Below are 20,651 nucleotides of genomic sequence, written 5' to 3'. Positions count from 1 at the left end.
TTATTTCGCAGCGGCTACTTGCGGCCGGTTATGGTCGCCCGTTACCTTTTCATTATATAAATGGCAGGCCACAAAGTGATCCTTCTCAATCTCCTGCCACTCAGGCTTCATGGAAGCACAAGCCTCCATCGCATATGGACAGCGCGTCCGGAATACACAGCCGCTTGGCGGATTCATTGGACTCGGGAGTTCCCCTTCCAAAATGATTCTTTCCCGGTGATCCTCGACATCAGGGTCAGGGATGGGAATCGCAGACAGCAAGGCCTGTGTATAAGGGTGAAGCGGATTCTTATATAAGTTTTCGCTTGTGGTTAATTCCACTAAATTCCCCAAATACATAACGCCAATTCTGTCGCTGATATGTTTAACCATCGAGAGATCATGGGCAATAAATAAGTAGGTCAGGCCTTTTTTCTTTTGGAGCCCCTTAAGCAGGTTGACTACCTGGGCTTGTACCGATACATCCAGTGCGGAGATCGGCTCATCAGCAATAATGAATTCTGGATCGAGCGCTAAAGCACGGGCAATCCCAATTCTTTGCCTTTGTCCGCCGCTGAATTCATGCGGATAGCGGTTGGCATGATCGCGGTTAAGACCAACATCCTCTAAAAGCTGATAGACCCGCTCAAGCCGTTCCTTTTTGTTCGGATATAACCCATGCACTTCCATGGGCTCCGAAATAATCTCCTGGACAGTTGACCGCGGATTCAACGAAGCATATGGATCCTGAAAGATCATCTGCATCTTCCTGTGAAAAGCAAATCTTTCTTTTCCAGTCATGGTATGGACATTTTTTCCGTCATAAAGGACTTCGCCTTCTGTACGGTTATATAAACCAATAATCGTACGCCCTGCGGTTGACTTTCCGCAGCCGGATTCGCCGACAATCCCGAAGGTTTCTCCTTGTTTGATATGAAAGGAGACATCATCAACGGCCTTCAGAGTCTGTCCTTTCCCCATTGAAAAATGCTTTTTCAAATGATTGACCTTTAACAGTGCTTCTTTTGACATATTTATTCCCCCGTCTCTTGCCAGTAACGTCTAGCTGCACATAATTCCTTTTCATAGATGGTATCTTTCAAGTCGATAATTTCGATGGTTTTACCGGTATTAGGAGAATGAAGCAGCTTTCCATCACCATAATAAATGCCTACATGATGGAGTTTGCCTTTTCCTTCTTCATAAGCAAAAAATAATAAGTCGCCGGGTTCAATGGCGTCAAGTTCAACCGGATTCCCTGCTTCCGCCTGATCATGGGCATCACGGGGGATGATAAATCCATTTGCTTTGCACATAGAATAGCTGAAGCCTGAGCAGTCATATCCAAAGCTGCTCATGCCGCCCCATAGATATGGCAGGCCTATAAATTGTTCCCCCGCATCGCTAATGTCTTTTCCGCTGCCTTTCCGTATAGCCTCGATTGATTCATACACCTGCACATCTTCAGGTTTTAGATATCCTGCTCCCTCAGGTGTCTGCACCTGGATCCACTCAGCTTCTTCTTTTAACACTGGGAGTATGGTTTGATAACTTAGAACAATTTCAGGCTCTCTATCATTAGAATAGAGAGTTGCCTTTTTCTTCTGAATGACCGCAGCCTTTCTTCTATCAAGCTTCCAATCTTCATTTTTAGTCAGCTGGGCTTTCGGCACCCAGCCAGGGTATCCTCTTTCGTCTTTTGAAGAAGGCTGACTCGGGACAACAACATGAACCCACCCATCCTTCTCCTCCAACACAATCACTTCTTCTCCGTACAGAACTTGTGATTGAACAAGATTCCCGTCGCAAAGTTCCAGCCGGGGCTTATATGTGAGCTTTTCAAGCCAGGAATCCAGATTAACTGGATTGGTGATGGCTTCAAGGTCTATTTCTCTCGATGAATCGCTTGCTGTCCACAAGGTCGCAGCAGGAACCGAAACCAGCCATTTTTGCTGAATTGCCAAAACGAACTCCTCCTTTTTATTATCCATACTTTATCAGGAAGTCAGTTCCTCCTTGTTCACTATTAACGATACATTCCTGATGCCAAGGCCATGTTCGGACGGCAGGGTGATTCTGCGGCCGGAATAATGGATTCCGCCTTCCACAATTTCTTTTGCCATCATCAATGGGGCGTCAAAATCAAAACGGGTTATATTCTTTTTGCTTGCTGCAAAATGGGCTGCGGCCGTAATGCCGATCTTGGTTTCAATCATGCTGCCCACCATGCACTCCATCCCGCAGACTTCAGCGAGCTGATTGATGATCTGAGCCTGATAAATGCCGCCTGATTTCATCAGCTTAATATTGATTAAATCAGCACTTCGCGTTTTAATGACTTCAAATGCCTGCTTCGGGGTAAAGACACTTTCGTCAGCCATAATCGGTGTATCAACCGCATCGGTAACCTGCTTAAGGCCCTCTATATCCCAAGCCTTCACAGGCTGTTCGACAAGCTCAATATTCAAGTCCAAAGCTTCCATTTTTCGGATGGCATAGATAGCATCCTTTGATTTCCAGCCCTGATTGGCATCCAGCCGGATTTTAATCTTAGATCCGACTCGTGTGCGGATTTCTCTAATTCTCTCAATATCTGTTAAAATTTCATCCTTGCCGACCTTCACCTTAAGGACATTAAAGCCTTGCTGAACATAGGAAACAGCATCTTCCCCCATTTCCTCCGGGCCATTGACACTTACCGTATAATCCGTTTCCACCTCATTTTTATGTCCGCCTAAAAATTGGTAAAGGGGCAGTTTGCATTGCTGTGCAAGACAATCATACAATGCCATATCCACTGCTGCCTTTGCACTTGAATTTCCTATTAAAGCTGACTGAATTCCCTGGAAAATTTCCTCATAGTTTAGAAGACTCTTATTAATCAGCATTGGCTTTAATACATGATGAATGGCTGACTCTATGCTTGACAGGCTGTCTCCAGTGATCACCACAGTGGGAGGTGCTTCTCCCCACCCGGCTATCCCGTTATCGCATGTAACTTTTACAACAAGCGTTTCAGCTGTCTCAACTGTTCTCAAAGCTGTTTTAAATGGTTTTTTCAGTGGTACCGCAGCTCTAAATGTTTCGATCGTGTTTATTTTCATCTATACCACCCTTTTACTTAACTCCGCTTTCGATTGTCAGCTTTTTACCGGCTGCATCCAATTCTGCCCTTACACCTAATGGCACAGAAATATGCGGAGAGCAATGGCCGATATGAAAGCCTTTTACAGCAGGCTTATTCACCCTTTTGATATACGTATCCAGCACTTCATCCAGCTCCAGGGAAAGTTCTCTTTCCGGAACGCAATTATTAAAGTCCCCAATGATAAAGCCGGCCGCATCCGCAAGCTTCCCGGCCATATGCAGCTGGTTTAGCATGCGGTCGACCGCACGGGGCTCTTCGTTGATGTCTTCAATAAGCACGAGTTTATCTTTTGTATCAATTTCAAATGGTGTTCCGATTGTACTGGCCATAAGAGACAGATTTCCGCCCGTTAAGATACCCGCGGCCCTCCCGTTCACCATCGTCTCCAGTTCTGAAATTCCTTCTGGATAGTCAAGCGTTACTGGCTCAAATAGCTGGTTAAAATATTGCTTGGATAGCGGATCCGCATCCTCTTTGCCAATATCAGAGGCGAGCATGGGCCCATGGAAGGTGACCAATCCTGTCTGCTGGCGGATGGCGGTGTGCAGGAATGTTATATCACTGTATCCCCAGAAAATTTTCGGGTTTTCTTTAATCAGACTGTAGTCAATTTGGGACGCAATTCTCCCGGTTCCATAGCCGCCGCCTGCACAAATGATGGCTTTGACTTCCTTATCCGAAAACATGTTATGTAAATCAGCCAGACGGTCTTCATCCTTCCCGGCCAGGTAACCATATTGATCTGTCACATGCTCGCCCATCTTTACCTTTACACCAAGCTCATCCAAAAAAGACAGGGATCGTTTCAGGTTTTCCTGATTGGGTGGGCTTGCCGGTGCTATAATTCCAATCGCATCACCTTTTTTCAGGCGCTGAGGTTTGATTGCCATGCTGTCACATCCTTTTAGTTTTATTAGCATTATATGCTCCTGCAGCAAAAGCATTGTTTGGGAAATGAAATAATTGTCGAGGATATAAGCTAAAATTCGGGAAAATGCATTATTTTTCGGGAAATAATCTCGAAAAGCGCAAGCAGAGAATTTCGCTCTTCACACTTTTTACTTTTAAAAAAGGGATGTTCACACGAACACCCCTTTTCCTGTCACTTTCACATCAAAGCCAAAGAAGTATTACTTCTTATCTGCCCATTTAAGCTCCAGGTATCCAACCGGATGGCGGACGATTCCTGAAACAGCATCATTATAGAGATAAACCTGGTTGTAGAAATGGATAGGGATAATCGGCATTTCTTCGAATAAGATTTTTTCCGCTTCATACATCAGTTCAAAGCGCTTTGCTTCGTCTGCTTCATTCTTAGCATCTTTGATCAGCTGATCGTACTTCTCATTGCTCCAGCCAGTGCGGTTCATGGAATGTCCTGTCTGGAAGTTTTCAAGGAAGTTGATTGGGTCAGCATAGTCAGCAAGGAATGAGCTGCGTGATAATTGGAATTTAAGCGCTTTTTGTTCTTCAGCGAATACATTCCATTCCATGTTGGCAAGCTTTACTTCAACGCCAAGGTTTTCTTTGAACATTTGCTGAAGTGCTTCTGCGATCTTTTTGTGAGAATCACTTGTGCTATAAGTCAATGTGACTTCAGGAAGAGTTTCATAGCCTTCCTCTTCCATTCCTTTTTTCAGAAGTGCCTTAGCTTCTTCAACATTTGTTTGAACAAGATCTCCTGCCGTTTCACGGAAATCTTTTCCTGACGGATCAGCAAATCCGTAGGCTACAAAACCGTATGCAGGCTTTTCTCCATTCTTGGTTACAAAGTCAACGATTTGCTTCTGGTCCACTGCCATTGCGAAAGCTTTACGGATGTTTTCGTTCTGGAAGGGCTCCATATTTACGTTAAAACGGTAAAAATAATCGCCAGCCTGGTCTTCAACCTTTGCTTCACCTAATAGCTGTTCGCTCAGCTCAGATGGAACAGCAGATACATCAAGCTCTCCTGTTTGGTACATTTGGTATTCTGTATTGGTATCATCAATGATCGCCCAATTAATTTTATCCAGTTTTACATTTTCAGCATCCCAGTACTGATCGTTTTTCTCCATTACAAAGTGGCTGTCATGTTCCCACTCTGTCAGGTTGAAAGGACCATTGCCCACAAAAGATTCTGCTTCAGCAAACCACTGAGGGTTTTCTGTAGCTACTTTTTCGTTGATCGGGAAGAACGCAGGGTTTGTGATAACACTTAAGAAATAAGCTTGCGGACTAACTAAAGTGACTTCAAATGTTTTGTCATCAACTGCTTTCACTTTTACATCATCAGCTGATCCTTCTCCGTTGTTATAAGCTTCTCCGCCTTCAATGAAGTAGCCAAGGAAAGCTGCTGATGAACCTGTATCAGGATTTAAAAGACGCTTCCAGGCAAATTCAAAATCGCCTGCTGTTACAGGTTCGCCATTTGACCATTTTGCATCTTCACGGATATGGAATGTATACGTCTTTCCATCTTCTGATAAGTCCCACTTTTCGGCAATTGCTGCTTCCGGCTCATGATTTTGTCCCAGACGGGTCAAACCTTCCATTAAGTTGTTCAGTGCACTCCAGGAAACAGAGTCAAAGCCGATTGGAGGGTCAAACGAAGTCGGCTCCTGGCCATTGTTCAAATAAAGCACTTTTTCAGCACTTTCTTCTTCTTTCTTGCCATCATCCTTGTTGTCTGTTTCTTTGCCGGCATTTTCGTTTGCCGTACAGGCTGCCATAACAAATAGCAATACACCTGCCAGCAGCAGCGATAAAAACTTTTTCATTCTTTTTCCCCCTCTTAAAATATATTTCTTTATCTATCAGAAGCCTGTTTGACAGCTGATAGAATCATAACTTTCACCGTACCAGGCTGGCACTGCGAAAGGAAAAACCTATTTTACACCTGCAAGCATTTTCTGTGCCCGCTCATCCTGGAGCCAGCAATCAACATGATGATCCCGGCTTAAATGAGTTTTATATGGATAAACCCGGTCACATACTTCCATTGCGAAGCCGCAGCGGGCAGCAAATGGGCAGCCAGCCGGCGGAGCGAATAAATCCGGTGGCGATCCGCCGATGGGAACAAGATCGGCTCCATCCAGGTCAAGACGCGGAACTGAATTCAGCAGGCCTTTCGTATAGGGATGCTGTGGTTTATAGAAGATTTCCCTTCTTTCACCGGCTTCCACTATTTTTCCTGCATACATCACGGCAATGCGGTCCGCTACTTGAGCGACAACCCCCAGGTCATGGGTAATGATGATAATGGATACCCCCGTTTTCTTCTGGATATCTTTAAACAAATCCAATATTTGCGCTTGAATCGTTACATCAAGTGCTGTAGTGGGTTCATCGGCAATCAGCACTTCCGGCTCACAGACAAGGGCCATGGCAATCACAATCCGCTGCCTCATTCCTCCGCTGAATTGGTGCGGGTAATGCTTCAATCTTTCGGAGGGATTTGGTATCCCCACTAAATTAAGCATTTCCAGGGCCTTTTTACGGGCATCCTGCCGGGAAATGGTTTCATGCTGCATAATTCCTTCTATAATTTGCTCCCCAATGGTAATCGTGGGGTTCAAAGCCGTCATTGGATCCTGAAAGATCATTGAAATGTCTGCGCCGCGGATATCCCGCATTTCAGACTCTTTTAGTTTTGTCAGATCCTTCCCTTTAAAGAGGACAGCGCCATCTGCTATTCTTCCGGGAGGGGATGGAATCAGCCGCATGATGCTCTGGGAAGTCACGCTTTTCCCGCAGCCTGATTCACCGACAATCGCCAGGGTTTCCCCTTTGAAGAGATCAAATGATACCCCCCTTACGGCCTGGACTTCTCCGCCATAAGTGGTAAATGTGACATGCAGGTCTTTTACTTCAAGTACTTTCTCCATGCTGCTACCTCCTTAACTTCGGATCGAGGGCATCCTGCAATCCGTCTCCAAGCACATTAAACGAAAACATGGTCAGGGAGATGAAAAAGGCAGGGAAGAACAGGCGCCACCAGTGACCTGATAGAATCGTAGACAACCCATCATTAGCCATGGAGCCCCAGCTGGCAAAAGGAGGCTGAATGCCTAATCCCAGAAAGCTCAGGAACGCCTCTGCAAAGATGGCCGATGGCACTGTAAGAGTCATCTGTACAATGATAGGGCCCATCGTATTCGGCAGCAGGTTTTTCTTAATTATCCTCGTAGTTTTTGTCCCAAAAGTCTTTGATGCCAGTACAAATTCATAGTTCTTGATCTGCAGAACCTGCCCGCGGACAATCCGGGCCATCCCGACCCAGCCCGTCACAGAAAGGGCGAAAATAATGGTGAACAAACCAGGTCCCATTACGACACTGATTAAAATAACAACTAGCAAGTAAGGAAGTCCATAAAGAATTTCCACTACCCTCATCATGGCATTATCTGTTCTGCCGCCTTTATAACCGGCAATACCGCCGTAAATGACTCCGATTGCAAAATCAATCATGGCTGCCACAATTCCAACGAATAAGGAAATCCTTGCTCCGTACCATGTTCGTGCAAAAACATCACGGCCTAATTCATCTGTTCCGAACCAGTATTTTGAAGATGGCGGGAGATTTTGATTGGCCAATGATTGCTCAGATACATTATGCGGGGAAATCATCGGGCCAAAAATGGCCATAAAGGCTAAAGCAATAAGAAAGAATAGCCCTGCCATTGCCAGCTTATTTTTCAAAAGCCGGCGCCATGCATCCTGCCAATAGGAAAGGCTTGGCCTTACAACTGCTTCCGCTGCTGCCTGGTCCTTGGCCTTAGGCACAAACCAATCATCCGGAATATCGGGTGCAAGGTTGCGGTTATCATGCTGTTTGCGCAGTTCCATTAGCTCGCCTCCTTTTTGTGAAGCTTAATTCTCGGGTCTAAAATTCCGTATGCAATGTCCACAAGGAACAGCATAATAATCAATATTGAACTGTAAAAAACGGTGGTTCCCATTATGACGGGATAATCACGTGTATTGATGCTTTCTACGAAATACTTTCCCATTCCAGGAATGGCAAAGATTTTTTCAATGACAAACGTGCCTGTCAAAATGCTTGCTGCCAGGGACCCCAATACAGTTACGACAGGCAGAAGGGCATTCCTCAGCGCATGCTTAAACACTATTTTCACTGGTGATAGGCCTTTTGCTTTGGCTGTTTTTATGTAATCCTGCGTCAGCACTTCCAGCATGCTTGAACGCGTCAGACGGGCAATAATCGCCATGGGCCCGGTCGCAAGCGCCAGAGTCGGCAGAATCATATGCTTCGGACTTGACCAGGTAGCCACCGGCAGGATTGCCAGGTTGACAGCAAGCTGCTGAATTAACAGTGTGGCAAGCACAAAGTTTGGGACGGATATTCCCAGAACAGCAATGGTCATCGCTAGATAATCAATAAAGCCATTGTGCCGGAGGGCAGCTATGATTCCGAGGGCAATTCCCGAAAAAACCGCCACGATCAATGTGACGATTCCCAGTTCAAAAGACACCGGAAAGCCCCGTCCGAGCATTTCATTAACCGTCTGGGAAGATTTTTTAATAGATGGCCCGAAGTCAAATGTCACAACGGACTTCAAGTACATCCCATATTGGACATAGAGCGGTTCATCCAAATGATAGAATTTCTCCAGATTTCGCTGGACCGCTTCACTTGTATTTCTTTCTTCGTTAAAAGGCGACCCCGGTATGGAATGCATTAAGAAAAAAGTCAGAGTGATAATGAACCAAAGTGTGACGACCATTGCGATAAGGCGTTTTATTATGTATCCAGTCATTCATTAACACTTCCTAACAGAATGTAGTTCTCATGGCCAGCTCAGTCATCACCAGCATTGCCTGGTATGCTTCAAGAATATCTTTAGCCTGATAGCGGACAATGGTTGTATTCTCTTCTATCTCTGCACCAGGCATTAAAGCAGCCCACTCAGCCTGGCCATAGTTGGCAAATTCAATTTTCAATACAGGGTTTTCAGGCGGAACAAGAGGTTCTACAAGATCCTTCCTGCTAAGAGCCTCTGCTGCTTTTTCTCTTAAAAGCTGTCCGGCTTTTGCAGGTGTCAGCGATTTCACGCTTGAGCGGGAAATCGTTTCCTTTACAACAGCAGTGGTGACATTCGGAATTAATTTTTCTGCTTCCAGAGCCGCCTGGTCATCTCCGGCTACCATGAGAACCGGTACGCCATGATAACCTGCCACATAGGCATTAAAGCCCATTTCCCCAATGGCATGGTCATTGATGTACATATGCCTTACACCGAATATCATGGAGTGGGACATAACTCCTTTCATGGAAGCACGTGCATGATAACCAACAAACATGGCACCGCTAAAGGTTGAATCAAGACCCTGAACCATTGAGTATGGCTTTACATCGCCAGTAATCAGCTGTGTTTCAGGATGCATCCTTTCAATCAGCAGATTATTCATTTTCGAGTGGCTGTCATTTACAATAACCTCGCTGCAGCCCTCTTCAAAGGCAGCTGTTACCACATGATTTGCTTCATCAGTCATAATCACCCTGCTGCGTTCATAATTGTGCTTCGAAGAGTCTACATGAGTGTGATCAGCCAGACCCGTTATTCCTTCCATATCAACCGATAGATAAAGCTTCATTAAGAATCCCCCAAATATTATATTGTTATAGTTTCATATTATAGATTATTTGATATTTTCTGTAAAATCCACCTGTAATCTACCTTTTTATACAGGCAGAATGCAAAAAATCCAGCTATCGGAGAAAATAATGCTTTTCTCTGATAGCTGGATTTCATCTGCGGAAAACAGAAAAAGCAGCTCTACTTATTCATAATTTGTGTATATTTTATATGGGCATTTTTAAAGGCAACCATTAGTGCCTTTTGCGAGGAGCCGAAGTAGCGGCTTTCGATATCTTCCATTACCTTGTCTGCTTCCAGTATGGATTTGCCGACAAATATAGATTTAATAAATAATGAGGTTAAGTTTATGGTAGATGAGCATTCTGCATCTACAATTTCATCTGTTTCCCTGTCAATTACAAGACCTATAAAGAAGCCATTGTATTTTTGCATAATCGGATTGTTCAATGATGTTTTGCTGTCACCGATGATATAGACGGTATTTTGTCTGTACATGAACTTGCCTCCTGCAGAACCGGATATTATATGAGGCGTTTATGAGGTTATCATAAACATTCATTATAATGCATGGCCCGTACCAAAATTGTAATACAACAGAGGCTCTATTACAATCATTTTTCAATACTTTTCTAAATATTTTATCAATTGCAGCTGTTCCTTTTAAATATTACTTAATTAGTTTTCAGTGCTGCTTTGCCCGGCAAGTCTCAGTGCATACTGCAGCAGGTCTTCCCCGCTCATGAGCTTGTCTCCCCCACCCTGAGCAAATTGAGGGTTCCCCCCGCCTTTGCCGTTAATCTTCTGCAGAAGTTCTCCAGCAAGGCCCTTCATATCAGACTCAGAATCTGCTCCCCTGGCGCAAACAAATTGGAGTTTATCGGTGGTTTCATTGATTAGGATAACAACAGCATTTTCAGTTTGGGAGGCGATTAGACGGGCCAGTTTCTGCAGCTCCTGAATGGAGCGTCCCTCAAAGACTTTGCTGATCCACTCTTCGTTCCCTGCTGTGAACATTTCTTTTGCTTCATAAGCTAACACTGCTTCCTTTGCTGCTTCCAGTTGTTTCTCCAGGTCCTTTCCATTTTCAATCAAACGGCTGGCTGCTGAAGGCAAGTCCTGTTCTGGTGCATTAAGAAGCTGACTAAAATTTTTTGTAATTTCATGTTTGGTCTGAAGCTGCGCAAGGATCCGGCTCCCACAGACAAACTGCACACGGATTTTCTTTTTTTGGCGTTCCCAGTCTAATACTTTAATGCCGGCAACCTGACCGGTTGAAGATGGATGGGTTCCGCCGCATCCGTTATAATCAAATTCCGGAATCATCACAAGCCGAATGTCTTCACTGACAGACAGCTGCTTGCGAAGCGGGAATTGGGAAGCTTCTTCCGCACTCACCCACCTGGCTTCAATTGGACGGTTCTCAAGAATGATGCTATTCGCCAGCCTCTCCGCTTCCTCTGCATGCCGGACTGGCAATTCACTGATTTCCAAATCAATGGTTAATGTTTCTTTGCCTAAATGAAAGCTGACCGTTTTATAGCCGTAAAGCTCTTCAAAGGCAGCCGATAATATATGCTGGCCTGCATGCTGCTGCATATGGTCAAACCGTCTGTTCCAATCGATTTCTCCTGATACCCTGGAAATGGACGAATCCAATTCCCTTTCTAAATAATGACGGATTTCCCCTTCCACTTCTTCGACATCCACCACTTTTACGCCATTTAGTGTTCCCTCATCATGCGGCTGTCCTCCGCCAGTTGGATAAAAGGCCGTTTCTTTCAGGACGGCATATACCTTTTCCATATCATCTGCAGCCTGATATACAAGTTCCGTTTCAAATGTTTGGATATATGGGTCTTCATAAAAAAGTTTTTTCAAAGCGAACCAACCTTCCTTGTGCCTATTCTATTTTTAAACTACCGATTATGCAGTTACAGGTCAAGCTGCTTATTAGTCAAGGGGAAATTATTAGTAATTTTATCCACACGGTTTATATCTGTGATGAAAAAGGTATGTACACCAATAGATAAGCAATAAATTATAAGGAGGATGATGAACATGGCAACAAACAAGCATATTGTAGGTGCATATGATACAGAACAGGAAGCTATTCAAGCGGTTGAAAAGTTAAGAGCGGAGGGCTACCGTCCTGAGGATATTTCCGTAATCAGCAAAAATAAAGATGATGTGGAAGCCGTTACAGAAGAAACAGGCACAAAAACTGAAGAAGGATTAGCTGCCGGAGCGGCTACAGGCGGAATTCTGGGAGGCTTAACAGGTCTTCTGGCCGGAGTTGGCGCATTGGCGATCCCTGGAATTGGGCCAATTGTGGCAGCCGGACCAATCGCCGCTACTTTAACGGGTGCAGCAGTCGGAGCAGGTGCCGGCGGTATTGCAGGAGCACTTATCGGCATGGGCATCCCCGAAGAGGAAGCACATCGTTATGAAGCTGATGTCAAATCAGGGAAAATCCTTGTGTTAGTCGATCCTGAGACTAAGTCTGCCGATTTTACTGACGGCTATGCGGATACAAACCGTTCTGTTCTGGAAGGAGACCGGACAACCTATACAAACGCTGATCCTTTAAATCCGGGTGAGCTTGACCGCGGAACGAATGCTTTTAAGGATAACACCAGAAACAGCAGCAGTGTTTGGACAGATGAGAATCTGGACTCAAACCGTCCGCTAAGCGAAAAGCTCGACGACACGAAAACAGATGACTATACAGACCGTACTGTTTCGGCCTACAACGATGATGTGGATGCCCGCTACAGAGATGCTTATGATTATAATAACGTAAGGGAGAACCGCAATAACCCTTATAAAGGATAATGAAAAAGGGGCTTTTCCCAATAATGGGATTAGCTCCTTTTTTAAGTTTATCAGAATTTGGCATCAGTTTTCTCATTCTCCTACTAGATTTCCCATTGAAAAATTCCATATTTTTCAGGTATGTCCAAATAATTTTCAAAGTTATACTTAAATGTAATGGAATGGAAAACAGAAATCTAGCGGGGGGAAATGATAATGAGAAGAGTGTTGCCAGCACAAATTATTTCTCATAGTCAATTTGGTTATAGAAAGATACCATCAAGTGTCCAATGCGAGTGCCCTAAATGCAGTAAACCGAGCCTTTTTACGATAAAGGCAAATTATAATCATACAAGCAAGTCCAGCATACTTTCCCACGGAAGTTGTTCTGCCTGCAAAAAGGAATCGGTTTTTATTATGATTCTTAATCAAGCTGAACAATCCAGCGACGAGACTATTCTCTATATCTATGATCCCAATTCAGCGAAAGAGCTCCTGACTCAGCTTGAGAAAATAAAGGAAGTGCCGGGAGACCTGACAAGAGCCTACCGATCGGCTTTAAATGTCAGCTATTCAAAAGATACAGTAGCTACTGCCGTGATGTCCAAACGGGTACTTGAAAGCATACTAAAAAACTTTCTCGGTGAAGAGGTAAAGGGGCAAAACCTTTCAAAGCAGTTTGAACAGCTGCCAGAGCATGTTGATTTAGCAAGGCCTCTGCAATCTTTAAGCCAGCTGGCACAGCCAGGCAGCGCCTTTTACCAGATGCTTGATCTTGAAAAAGATATTGATCAGGAAATGGCCACATTGCTGATGGAGCTCTTAGAGAGTTTAATAGAGTACTTATTTGTCCTGCCGAATAAAATTGAATTGCTGCAGCAAAAACTAAATCAAAAACTGCATTGACCCCACAATTAACCCCCTTATCTTCGCTGATTAAGGGGGTTAATTTTTATTCTTAATTATTCAGCTGTTTTCTGATCTGGTCTTCTGCCTGCTTTAAAATTTCCTCGTCGCCGGCTTCTTTATTTGTAATGATATTCGTTTGATATTTTAAACCTTCATAGTCAACAGTTACGGTAATTTCTTTCATCTCTCTTGATCCTTTCCTGATGTTTTATTATATAAATACCAACAAAAGGACGATTTAAAACTTTTCTATGCCGTTTTCACATGCTCTTCAAAAATACTGGCCAGCCTTTCCTTCATTTCCTCTTCCGTTACAACAATGCTGTGACTGGCCATTTTTGTTTTAAGGATAAGTTCATAGCCTTCATTAACTTCTTGAGAAAAACCATAGTATTTATGATTCAGATCGATTTTTTTGAAATGGATGGATTGCAGTTTTTTCCATGGAACAAACTTGCTTCCGCTTATAAAGCCGTCATCATAGACAGCAAATACATTCAGCAGATCCTTGGCATTGATTAAAGGGATAAACAGCAGATAGAGAAACGTCCAGCTGAATTTCATGTTATATTTTCCGAATATAAACATAGCGATTAGAAAAACCAGCATGACAGCATACATCGTTAGTCCCAGCTTATTTTTTGAGATAACAGGTGCATCTGCAGATTTCTGGGGGAATTTCCTTACTGTTTTCAGGTCAGTCTTGTCAAAAGGAATAAGGGCAGTTTTCTTCTTCATTTTCGTTATTAAAATGATGTAATGATAGCTGTAATAGATAACAATTAATAGAAATAGAACCTCGAAAATTAATTTCATCAAACCCGCCTCCTTAATAATCTTTACGTTAGACATAAGATAAAGTTTCATCTCTACAAAAAAATGTCAAATTTATGATTGTGAAAACAAGCTAATTCGAATATAATCTAATTAGATACTTATCTAATTATTTTTTTGTCAACGAATTAGATATATGTCGAATTAGCGTTCGCAGAGGTGCGGAAAAAATGACAAATTGGACTGTATGGAAACAGGAAAAAAATTATCAAAATCTCTTTTGGGCTGGCGTCATTAATGGAATTGGAAATCGATTTACACAGGTTGCGCTGCTTGCCCTGCTATACCACGTCACAGGTTCCGGAGTAGCAATTGGCCTCTTATTTGCCATCCGCATGGCACCTTTTTTCTTCATTGCTCCATTAGGAGGAATGCTCGCAGACCGCTTTTCCAAAAAGGCCATTCTGGTGACAGTAGACTTGTTGAGAGTGCCTGCGGTCCTGGGGCTGCTTTTCGTAAGAGAAGCAGGGGATTTATGGATTGTTTACGCAAGTGCATTCCTCATCTCAATGGGAGAAGCGATCTACTCCCCGGCCAGGATGTCTGCGATACCTGCTCTTGTAAAATCAGATAGACTCATATATGTGAACGCGATTGAACAAATCATGATCGGAGCCGTCCTCATTATTGGATCAAGCACCGGCGGAATCATCGCCTACTTTCTAGGAAACAATGCTGCTTTCATGATTAACGGCCTTACCTTCCTGTTATCAGCATATCTAATCTCCAGGATGGTTTTCCCGGATGTCTCTGAGGTAAATAGAAAAAAAATCAAAACATCTGCAGCGATTTCACCAGCGAGACTTATTCTTGGCTCCTCCGCACTGATTGCCTTTTTTATTATGATGCTGACCATGCCGCTTGCCAACGGAATTGACAATATTCTTGTAAGCATTTATGGGATGGAAGTTTTTAACATGGGAGAATTGGGCGTTGGGTTTATGTATGGCGCATTGGGGATTGGACTCATTCTAAGTTCATTCTTTTCTCATATGATCAAGAAGGGGCTCCTGATACTCGCGATCATCTTTATTGCTTTAGAAGGTACTGGCCATATTTTATTAAGCCTCGCACCAAGCTTTTATGCAGCACTTTTCACCGTTGTGCTGATCACCTTTGCGGGCGGCCTTGGCAACATATGCCTGGACACGGTCATGATGAAATTTATACCCCGATCCAAACAGGGAACCTTTTTTGGTTTAATGCAGATGGTTTCAAACCTTTCCCTGGCTATCTCCATGGGTACAGCAGGATTCCTGCTGGAGATATTTGCACCAAGAACCCTTAGTCTGATCATTGGCCTGGCGTATCTTGTTTTTACCATAATATATGCGCTTCTGTTTGCAAGAGTGGATCTTGTAAAAGAAAAGAGGGAGTTTATTAGGGGTAATTAATTGAATAAATAGAGAAGCCCTGCAGGCATTTATTTATCCTGCAGGGCTTCCTTTTAGTTTTCTTCGATTTCTCTGCGGTTCTTCTTAAACATTTTAGATAATACTTCGTACACGATTGGCACAATGATAAGGGTCAATAGCGTTGAACTTGTCAGACCGCCGATAACAGTAATCGCAAGGCCTTTGGAGATAAGCCCTCCGCCGCCAGAGCCGATGGCCAATGGAATTAATGCACCAATTGTCGCAATGGCTGTCATCAGGATTGGGCGAAGTCGGGTTGCTCCTGCTTCCAGCACTGCTTCCCTCATGACCAGACCGTCACGTTCCATATGGATGATCCGGTCCACCAGAACGATGGCATTGGTTACGACAATACCAATTAGCATTAATAGTCCCATCATGACCGATACAGAAATGGTTTCACCGGCAATTAATAAGCCAACGAAAGAACCAATCACGGCAAATGGAAGGGAGAAGAGAATCGCAAATGGCGCCACTCCTTCACGGAATGTAACGACCAGAATAAAGTACACAATCGCGATGGCTGCAAGCATCGCAGCGCCAAGCTGAGTGAACGTCTCGGTCATATCTGCCTGAACGCCCGCAACTCCGACTGTTACACCCTTAGGCAGATCCAATTCTTCAATCGCTTCATCTGTTATAGAAGTAGCTTTTGAGATGTCATCGCCTTTCACCGTACCTGACACGGTTGCGTAGTACTCGCCTTTACTGCGGGCAAGCGTATTATGCGTTGTACCTTCTTTCACTGTGACAAGCTCGGAAAGAGGCATAGTTGTACCCATTGCTGTCGGCACCTGTGTTGCCAGGATATCATTAATGGATTTCGGCTGTTCCGCCTGCTCCTGCTGGACAATGACTTCAAGCGTCTCACCGTCTTTTTCAATCGTTGTCAGAACATCCTTGGTGTTTGACGGATTCAGCATCATGACAATTTGTCCGGCTGTCAGACCGTACTGCAGCAGTTCATCCTGCTCAACATTGAAGGTATATTCAACAAATGCGTCTTCTGCACTTGAAGAAACATCCTCCAATTCTTCATTTTCCTTCATTACGTCTTCTACCATTTTGACAGAGTCATTCAGTTTATCTAAATCTTCACTGTAGAATGTGTAGCTGACTTCATTGGTTGAACCGGACATAGATGAGAAGTTCTGGCTCTTCCATTCACCTGATTGTCCGATATTAAACACATAATCTTCTATTTCTTCACGGACTTCAGGGAAATTATCCATTTCAGGGTCAAAGATCAGGTACATTAAGGCTCCGCCTGCTCCTCCGCCCATCATGGCAGCCATTTGATCCGCTTCTTCGGTTACAGATATTTGAACGATGTCAATATCATCACGCTTAAGCATCTCTTCTTCTACTGCTTCAACGTTCTTTAAAGTTTCATCTTTAAGTTCTCCAGCTTCAGGCGTGTAAGTTAGATACATTACTTTATCTTCTTCACTGCCCATAAAGCTGAATCCGATCATTGGTGTCAGAGCTAAGCTGCCCGCCAGCAATACAACCGCAATGATGGATGTAATAATCTTATGATTAAGAGACTTCTCAAGAATGCCTTTATACCATTTTGATAGCTTTCCAGCTTCTTTATGGCTGCCTTCCGTTTTTTCACTGTACAATTTCTTTCTAAACAAGAAGTGAGACAGCGCTGGAACGATTGTAATTGCCACAAGGAGTGAAGCGCCAAGTGCAAACGTCATCGTCAAAGCGAATGGCATAAACAGCTCGCCCACCATGCCTCCTACAAAAATGAGCGGTGCAAATACGGCAACCGTTACTAATGTCGAGGAGAGAATTGGCTTGAACATCTCAATCGTAGCTTCACGAATAAGTGCCCGCCCTGTTAGTTTTTCTTCTTTTAAATGCAGGCGGCGGTAAATATTTTCAACCACAACGATAGAGTCATCGATTACACGGCCGATAGCAACCGTAATGGCTCCAAGCGTCATAATATTCAAGGTAATATTCATCCAGTTCAGCAGCAGCAAAGCCATGAAAATCGAAACTGGAATAGATACTATCGAAATAATTGTTGATTTAAAATCACGCAGGAACAGCAAAATAATCAAAACCGCGATCAGCCCGCCAAACACGGCTTTTTCAATCATGGTTGAAACAGATTCTTCAATCGGCTTACCCTGGTCAAGTGAAAGATCTATAACAAGGCCCTCGACCTTTTCTTTTTCTTCCTTGATTAATTCTTTGACACTGTTGACCACCTCAACGGTGTTTGCCTGCTGTTCTTTCACAATTTGAATCGCAATGGCATCATCACCATTTGTACGGGAAACGGATTGTACTCTGCCGACGGTATCAATCTTGGCAATGTCACTCAGCTTCACAAAAGGTGACTGGTTTTGTGCGGTTGGTGATACCGGGATCAGCATGTTCTTTAATTCATCCTCGGTCATGAACTTGCCGTCTACTGCGACAGCCTGTTCTCCTTCCTCAAACTCGTAAAGTCCCAATGATACAGCCATGTTGCTCGCCTGGATCATTTCCTTTACTTTATCTTCGGTCAGCTCAAGCTCAGCCAATTTTTCTTCGTTGTATGTGAGCTGTACCTCTTCCACATGCTGACCAGTGATAGTCGCTGATGCCACACCATCAATTTTTTCAAGTTTTGGCAGTATGATATCTTCTACTGTTGAGGTTAATTCAACAATATCCTCTGATTTACTGCTTACACTCAGCGCAGCAACCGGCATCATATTCATGCTGATGGCAGTGATGGAAGGTTCCTGTGCTCCTTCCGGCAGCTCCACTGTATCAAGAGCTGATTGGAGAGCGCGCTTGGCTTCGTCCATATCAATACCATATTCATATTCCACTTGGATATTTGACATGTTAGAATATGAATTTGAGTAAACTGATTTAACATTTTCAAGGCCTTCTACGGCTTTTTCAATTGGGATGGACACATCTTCCATCACTTTTTCAGGAGTCTCCCCTGGATATACGTCCATAACCATTAAGTAAGGAATTGAGACATCCGGAATGGTCTCCATATTCATCCGTGTACCTGAATAGATGCCAGATACCGTGATAATAATTGTTAACAGCCAGACTGCAAGTTTGTTCTGCAGGACAAAATTCACTAAACCTTTCACTTGTGCACCTACCCTAAATTGACTTGTTAGACTCAATTACATATAATAATGACTGGTTGGTCATTTGTCAATCAAAAAGGAGTGACACCATTACATGAGCAAAAAGCAATTAATTATGGAAAGCGCTTTAGAACTCTTTGCGAAGCAAGGATTTGAAGCTACCTCTGTACAGCAGATCACAGAGCACTCCGGTATATCCAAAGGAGCTTTCTACTTATCATTCAAATCAAAAGATGAATTGATCATGGCTTTGATTGATCATTTTATGGAGCAGTTCGTTTCAGATATTGACTACATAGTCAAGGACCCGAGTAACAGTGGTGAAGAGCTTTTAGTGAAGTTTTTTTACACAACGTTCTACTCCTTTCAAAAGCATTCAGACTTCGCCAAGATTTTCATTAAAGAACAGGCGCATACATTCAACGAAGAACTGATATCAAAAGGGCGTCACTTTGACCAATTAATCGATGATATCACCCTATCCATGCTTGATCAGTTATATGGAGAGACTGTCCAGCATACAAAATACGATTTAATCTATTGCATCAAAGGCTTTATGCATGTATACTCTCATTTATTTTTATTTTTCAATGTTCCTTTGGATCTGGACCTTCTGTGCCGATCACTTGCGGAGAAGACAGAACTTCTTGCAAAGCATTCGACTATCCCGTTTATAACCGACGGGCTTTACGAGATGTTCAGGAAGACGGGGCATGAAGAGATGACTCACGGGCAAATAATTGAAATTATGGAGCAAAAAATAGAGGAATTAGAAGACTCCATTGAAAAAGAATCCCTCATCCTGCTAAAGCAGGATTTACAGGAGCGCAGCTTGAATCCTGCTATCGTAAAAGGGCTGATTACAAATATCAGAAACAACCCTCATTGCAGATGGATTGCTTATCTGCTTTTAAATTACTATGATGCATAGACAATAAAAGGCAGAATGCTTTAGCAAGCATCCTGCTTTTTGTGTATTGCACTTAAATATTTTTTATTTTTTTACTTTTGAAACAGTCAGCCCATCACCAATAGGAATAAGCACAGATTCCAATTGAGGATGGCTGGCAACTGTTTCATTAAATTTCCTCATGAATTCAGTATGACGTTCAGGTTCAGCACTCTCGTCTGCTACACTGCCTCTGGCCAGTACATTATCACAAACAATTAAAGCACCATTTTCCGCTAGTCTGATGCAATAGTTCAGATAGTTTTCGTAATTTTCTTTATCTGCATCGATAAAGAAAAAATCAAATTGTCTATTATCGCTAACAAGCTGTTCGAGGCTTTGCAAAGCTGGTCCAATCAAATAGGATACTTGATCTCCAAACCCGGTTTTAGCCAGATTACTGTTTGCTAATTTTGCGTAACTCTCTACTAGTTCCAGGGAAGTTAATTTCCCTGCCCTATCGAATCCCCTGGCTAAACAAATCCCGCTATATCCTCCAAGCGCCCCGATCTCAAGGACATTTTTTGCTCCAGACATAGATACTAGCAGCGTAAGAAGCTTACCAGTAGAAGGAGATACTGAGATGGATCGCATGCCATTCTCTTTTATGGAAATAAGAACTTCCTCTAGAATATCATCTTGGCTATAAAAAACTGAATCGATATATCTGTTAATCTGTTTCATTTTTCCCGCCCCTTTATATTATCCTTATTAAAAGGCTCTTTTTTCAAAGATTGTTGTTTTTTGTTTATGAATTCTGCCCGTTGATTTCCGCTCCAGGCACTTGCTTTCCGCGGGGAGGAATGTGAGCCTCCCGCAGGAGTCAAGTGCCCTCCGCTCCAATCAACTCAGAAAATTAAACTAAGTTATGAAAAAGCACAAACTTTA

19 protein-coding genes are annotated in these 20,651 nt (G+C 43.3%); 4 read left to right on the top strand and 15 right to left on the bottom strand.

From position 1 onward, the window contains the following. From IRB79_RS02400 to IRB79_RS02350, 11 genes are all read right to left on the bottom strand, one after another. Positions 1-1,011 (bottom strand): ABC transporter ATP-binding protein, encoded by a 1,011-nt coding sequence (locus IRB79_RS02400; protein WP_243506539.1) that lies wholly within the window; start codon positions 1,009-1,011, stop codon positions 1-3. 2 nt (positions 1,012-1,013) lie between these two features. Next, on the bottom strand, positions 1,014-1,943 hold the full coding sequence (locus tag IRB79_RS02395) for a C40 family peptidase (protein WP_243506538.1): 930 nt from the start codon (positions 1,941-1,943) through the stop codon (positions 1,014-1,016). 33 nt (positions 1,944-1,976) lie between these two features. Further along, positions 1,977-3,083 (bottom strand): dipeptide epimerase, encoded by a 1,107-nt coding sequence (locus IRB79_RS02390; protein WP_243506537.1) that lies wholly within the window; start codon positions 3,081-3,083, stop codon positions 1,977-1,979. A gap of 13 nt (positions 3,084-3,096) precedes the next feature. Further along, positions 3,097-4,017: a S66 peptidase family protein gene (locus IRB79_RS02385; protein WP_243506536.1), complete on the bottom strand. Its 921-nt coding sequence runs from the start codon at positions 4,015-4,017 to the stop codon at positions 3,097-3,099. Positions 4,018-4,257: 240 nt separating this feature from the next. Then, positions 4,258-5,886 carry a peptide ABC transporter substrate-binding protein gene (locus IRB79_RS02380; RefSeq protein ID WP_243506535.1) on the bottom strand — a complete coding sequence of 543 codons (1,629 nt, stop codon included), beginning with the start codon at positions 5,884-5,886 and terminating at the stop codon, positions 4,258-4,260. 108 nt (positions 5,887-5,994) lie between these two features. After that, positions 5,995-6,993 (bottom strand): ABC transporter ATP-binding protein, encoded by a 999-nt coding sequence (locus IRB79_RS02375; RefSeq protein ID WP_243506534.1) that lies wholly within the window; start codon positions 6,991-6,993, stop codon positions 5,995-5,997. A gap of 4 nt (positions 6,994-6,997) precedes the next feature. Beyond that, entirely contained in the window at positions 6,998-7,954 is a 957-nt protein-coding gene (locus tag IRB79_RS02370) for an ABC transporter permease (protein WP_243506533.1), read from the bottom strand. Then, a complete protein-coding gene (locus IRB79_RS02365) occupies positions 7,954-8,886 on the bottom strand; it encodes an ABC transporter permease (RefSeq protein ID WP_009336363.1) in 933 nt (310 codons plus the stop codon). Before IRB79_RS02365 ends, IRB79_RS02370 begins: the two co-directional genes overlap by 1 nt. A gap of 13 nt (positions 8,887-8,899) precedes the next feature. Then, on the bottom strand, positions 8,900-9,724 hold the full coding sequence (locus IRB79_RS02360; protein ID WP_243506531.1) for a M55 family metallopeptidase: 825 nt from the start codon (positions 9,722-9,724) through the stop codon (positions 8,900-8,902). A gap of 182 nt (positions 9,725-9,906) precedes the next feature. Continuing rightward, positions 9,907-10,224: a DUF3870 domain-containing protein gene (locus IRB79_RS02355; RefSeq protein WP_243506529.1), complete on the bottom strand. Its 318-nt coding sequence runs from the start codon at positions 10,222-10,224 to the stop codon at positions 9,907-9,909. 180 nt (positions 10,225-10,404) lie between these two features. After that, positions 10,405-11,607 (bottom strand): alanyl-tRNA editing protein, encoded by a 1,203-nt coding sequence (locus tag IRB79_RS02350; protein WP_243506527.1) that lies wholly within the window; start codon positions 11,605-11,607, stop codon positions 10,405-10,407. A 180-nt stretch (positions 11,608-11,787) separates the two neighbouring features. On the opposite strand from IRB79_RS02350, the gene IRB79_RS02345 reads away from it, so the two are divergent. Both IRB79_RS02345 and IRB79_RS02340 read left to right on the top strand, forming a co-directional pair. Beyond that, a complete protein-coding gene (locus tag IRB79_RS02345; protein ID WP_243506526.1) occupies positions 11,788-12,561 on the top strand; it encodes a general stress protein in 774 nt (257 codons plus the stop codon). 195 nt (positions 12,562-12,756) lie between these two features. Beyond that, entirely contained in the window at positions 12,757-13,446 is a 690-nt protein-coding gene (locus IRB79_RS02340; RefSeq protein ID WP_243506525.1) for a hypothetical protein, read from the top strand. A gap of 52 nt (positions 13,447-13,498) precedes the next feature. Here IRB79_RS02340 and IRB79_RS02335 read toward each other — a convergent pair whose 3' ends face one another. Both IRB79_RS02335 and IRB79_RS02330 read right to left on the bottom strand, forming a co-directional pair. Next, entirely contained in the window at positions 13,499-13,633 is a 135-nt protein-coding gene (locus IRB79_RS02335; protein WP_113885071.1) for a BA3454 family stress response protein, read from the bottom strand. 65 nt (positions 13,634-13,698) lie between these two features. Beyond that, positions 13,699-14,265 (bottom strand): hypothetical protein, encoded by a 567-nt coding sequence (locus tag IRB79_RS02330; protein WP_243506524.1) that lies wholly within the window; start codon positions 14,263-14,265, stop codon positions 13,699-13,701. 188 nt (positions 14,266-14,453) lie between these two features. Here IRB79_RS02330 and IRB79_RS02325 point away from each other — a divergent pair, with 188 nt between their 5' ends. Further along, on the top strand, positions 14,454-15,677 hold the full coding sequence (locus tag IRB79_RS02325) for an MFS transporter (protein WP_243506523.1): 1,224 nt from the start codon (positions 14,454-14,456) through the stop codon (positions 15,675-15,677). A gap of 53 nt (positions 15,678-15,730) precedes the next feature. Here the strand turns inward: IRB79_RS02325 and IRB79_RS02320 are convergent, their stop codons facing one another. Continuing rightward, on the bottom strand, positions 15,731-18,814 hold the full coding sequence (locus IRB79_RS02320; protein WP_243506522.1) for an efflux RND transporter permease subunit: 3,084 nt from the start codon (positions 18,812-18,814) through the stop codon (positions 15,731-15,733). A gap of 94 nt (positions 18,815-18,908) precedes the next feature. On the opposite strand from IRB79_RS02320, the gene IRB79_RS02315 reads away from it, so the two are divergent. Further along, entirely contained in the window at positions 18,909-19,745 is an 837-nt protein-coding gene (locus IRB79_RS02315; RefSeq protein ID WP_243506521.1) for a TetR/AcrR family transcriptional regulator, read from the top strand. Between the two features lie 63 nt (positions 19,746-19,808). Here IRB79_RS02315 and IRB79_RS02310 read toward each other — a convergent pair whose 3' ends face one another. Continuing rightward, entirely contained in the window at positions 19,809-20,447 is a 639-nt protein-coding gene (locus IRB79_RS02310) for an O-methyltransferase (RefSeq protein ID WP_243506520.1), read from the bottom strand. Positions 20,448-20,651 lie beyond the last annotated feature (204 nt).

Origin of the sequence: Cytobacillus oceanisediminis (assembly GCF_022811925.1) — a bacterium.
Classification (GTDB): domain Bacteria; phylum Bacillota; class Bacilli; order Bacillales; family Cytobacillaceae; genus Cytobacillus; species Cytobacillus oceanisediminis_D.
Note: the sequence above shows the minus strand (reverse complement) of the source record. Positions and strands in the feature narration are given on the sequence as shown.